We start from the raw sequence: 2692 nt of genomic DNA, 5'->3' as shown, positions 1-2692 counted from the left end.
GACCCGGATTCCCATCGAGAAAAAGGAAAGCGTCCGGTGGTTGGAAAATCTCAAGCAGTCTACGCAACTCTTGGATCATCCGGGACGATGCATCCATATCGGTGATCGCGAGAGTGACATCTACGAGCTTTTCTGCGCAGCGCAGGAGACCGGAACTCATTTCCTGATCAGGACCTGCGTCGACCGCTTGGCTGGAGACGGGGATCACACGATCGCCGACGAAATGGACGAGGTCGCCGTCAAAGGGCTCCATCGCATCGAAGTCAGAGACAGCAACGGCGATTCCGACCAGGCCGTTCTTGAGATCAGGTATCGCAAGATTCGCGTCCTGCCGCCGATTGGAAAGCAGAAGCGCTATCCCGCTCTGACCCTGACGGTGATCCATGCCGAAGAGCGCGGGACGCCGAAAAACAGAAAGAAGATCGATTGGAAGCTGATCACCGACCTGCCTGTTGGTTCCCGCACCGACGCCATTGAGAAGCTCGAATGGTATGCTTTGAGATGGAAGATCGAGGTGTTCCACAAGATCCTCAAATCGGGCTGCAAAGCTGAGGAGTCGAAGCTCAGGACCGCCCAGCGTCTGACCAATCTGATCTCGCTGTTTTGCATCCTGACTTGGCGGGTCTTCTGGATGACGATGCTCAACCGCTCCGTCCCAGACGCGCCGCCAACCCTCGCGTTGACTGCGACTGAAATCGGCGTGCTCGATCGCCTCGTCAACGACAAACCAAAAGGAAGCCAGAAAACGCTCTCGCACTATCTGATCAAGATCGCCCGGCTCGGCGGTTACTCGCCCGCGCCAGCGATCCGCCGCCCCGCAATACCGTCATGTGGCGCGGGCTGTCACGCCTCACCGACGTCGCGCTGGGCGCCATGGTCGGAGGAGAATTTGTGGGTAATTGAAAGTTCCGGGCGGTTACCCGATCTTGCCGCGCTGCGCGACCTGACGGGCGTCATTCCGATCGGTCTTCACCGGCATGGCCGAAAGTGCCGCCTTAACTTGGCGGGCTTCCAAACTGACGGCCGGCAGCCCCAGCTCGATAAGAGCGGTCAGCCATTCTGACGTCGGTCCTGCCTCAAGGCCCACCGTTCAACTTGATCAGCCCATGGTTCGAGGTCCTGCACAATCGATGGCGCGTTTGCCAACGTCGTTCCCTCCCGGATAAGTTTCCCGTCTCGTCCACCGCACATACCGCGGAATTTAGCAAAACATCGAGGCCTACGTAGATCATGACTTTTCTCCTTCGGATGGAATTGGTCCATGATCGTCGGTCAAAACGTGCCGCGCGGTGCTCTGGTCCTTGTTGTGGCCAGAGCGAACTTCAAGCTGGGTTAAGGCCGTAGGGCAAGGTCACAAGTTCCGGCTGGCAAGGCAGCGCGTTCATGGTCCCTTCAGCGGCGGCGAAGGCTGGAGTAATTTCGACGACTGCGGAGCCTGGCTGTTGAATGAGGCCCCAAAGGGTATCCGCACAGTCATGGTTGCCCCTGGGATCTTTCTTACGCGCGGGATCGCCCCGGAGTCGGTCGAGTATGAAGCGCAGCTCGCGCGCGTTTCCTATGAGACGCGCGGGCAGCACGGCGAACTCGCCGATCTTTGCTCGTATCTGATGTCGGACCATGCTGGATTGATCAATGGCGACTGCATCAAGGACGGGGGTGGTGCGCTCGAGGCGGACGCTAATAGGTACATATCTGCAGAATTGGAGCCCTGAGGAATGGGAGGAATTCCGCGCAACCTTCAAGAAGTGTCGCTTCTCAATCCGGCCGGGCCCGGCGGTCATAGGCTCGGCAGATTGGTCAAGGCGTTTAAGGGAGCCAATTGGGGGCAGTCGTTGAAGCGATCAGCCGGCTGGAGACGTTTGGCCTCCGAGCGGGCGCGTGCGCAGCAGACCGCCGTGCTCGAGAGGGCCTATCCGTCCCCGCTCGAAGGGCACCATCGACCGTGCTCACGGATCGATACGCCAAAGCCAGCCGACGAGGTTTGGGGGGTCGTCGTGGCGATCGGCCGCTGAAGTCTGCTTCCGGCTTGGTCGCTCGGCGGCAGTCCGTCATGTTTTTCTTTCCTAGCGGCTCGTGAGCAGATCCGAAGTCCATCAGAGCTGTGCGAGAGGCGTAGAGGAGTGCGGCGGAGTCCGCCGCGCTTCCTCGGTTCGCCCGATCCGAGCTCAAGTGCATCATCGAAACTTGAAGAGCGCTCTTACGGCTTGGCACCGATAACCTATTCTATTCCTTGGTATCGATGAATCCCCAACATTCAAGCAGGGCAGAGATTGAAGCATCGCGCTCTCGCGGTATTCTGGGTATCGCGGCCCCAAGCGCTCACGCCGGTCTTCCCGACAAGCATCTCGATAGCTGGCGAGGACGCTTCGGCCATTGGTGACGCTCGTGTACCCAGATGCGACGCTTGATTGTAGAGAAGCCGCGAATTCTCAAGCCTAGGCGAAGACTTTCGTCCTTGCGAGGTTCTGCATTGCAGAAATCCGGCTGAGGAATCGCATAGCATTTTCACAGCGCTTCACACCTCGACCCCTCAAAAAGACCTCAAGGGCGTGAGGAATTCACGCGCTTTGCATTTAACCACTTAAGGGATCTATGACATGACTAGGAAAATGATGAGTGGGAAGATCGAGGAGATCATCTACGCTCAACTGGAGGAAGGCGAAGACCTTCTTCGAGCTCTTTGGGACATCTG

The 2692-nt window shown here is 58.2% G+C and carries 1 protein-coding gene and 1 pseudogene; both read left to right on the top strand.

Annotated elements, in window-relative coordinates; translation table 11 throughout:
• Positions 1–40: 40 nt before the first annotated feature.
• Positions 41–733, top strand: a pseudogene (locus tag IVA87_RS13305) (IS4 family transposase); the annotation flags it as partial.
• A 709-nt stretch (positions 734–1442) separates the two neighbouring features.
• Positions 1443–1712, top strand: a complete 270-nt coding sequence (locus IVA87_RS13300; protein ID WP_247333807.1) for a hypothetical protein — start codon at positions 1443–1445, stop codon at positions 1710–1712.
• Positions 1713–2692 lie beyond the last annotated feature (980 nt).

Origin of the sequence: Bradyrhizobium sp. 147 (assembly GCF_023073935.1) — a bacterium.
Classification (GTDB): domain Bacteria; phylum Pseudomonadota; class Alphaproteobacteria; order Rhizobiales; family Xanthobacteraceae; genus Bradyrhizobium.
This window is presented reverse-complemented; position numbering and strand designations above follow the sequence as displayed.